Annotated in this window: 1 protein-coding gene; it reads right to left on the bottom strand. The window is 61.8% G+C overall.

What is annotated here, in order from left to right; translation table 11 throughout:
• Positions 1–233: DUF222 domain-containing protein (locus SB717_RS39815; RefSeq protein WP_410908875.1), on the bottom strand; the 233-nt coding region annotated here is incomplete at both ends.

Raw genomic sequence — 233 nt, 5'->3', positions numbered from 1 at the left:
CCTTTTCCGCGGATCGGCCTTGCAGGTGGCCATGGCCAGTTTCTCGAGCCGGGCCATGATCAACGTCAGTTCTTCAGCGGTGGAATGGGCGTCCAAAACTGCCATGCCGTGATCGGTGTTGTTGGCCCACACACCGCGATTGTTTTTCGCGTCCTCCCGGTTCTTGCGGACCAGGTCGGGGTCGCGGCGAAAGATGATGGCGTCGACCATGTCCCGCATGCGGCCCTTGGACC

It is taken from the genome of Priestia sp. SIMBA_032 (assembly GCF_046535215.1).
GTDB lineage: Bacteria > Bacillota > Bacilli > Bacillales > Bacillaceae_H > Priestia > Priestia aryabhattai.
Note: the sequence above shows the minus strand (reverse complement) of the source record. Positions and strands in the feature narration are given on the sequence as shown.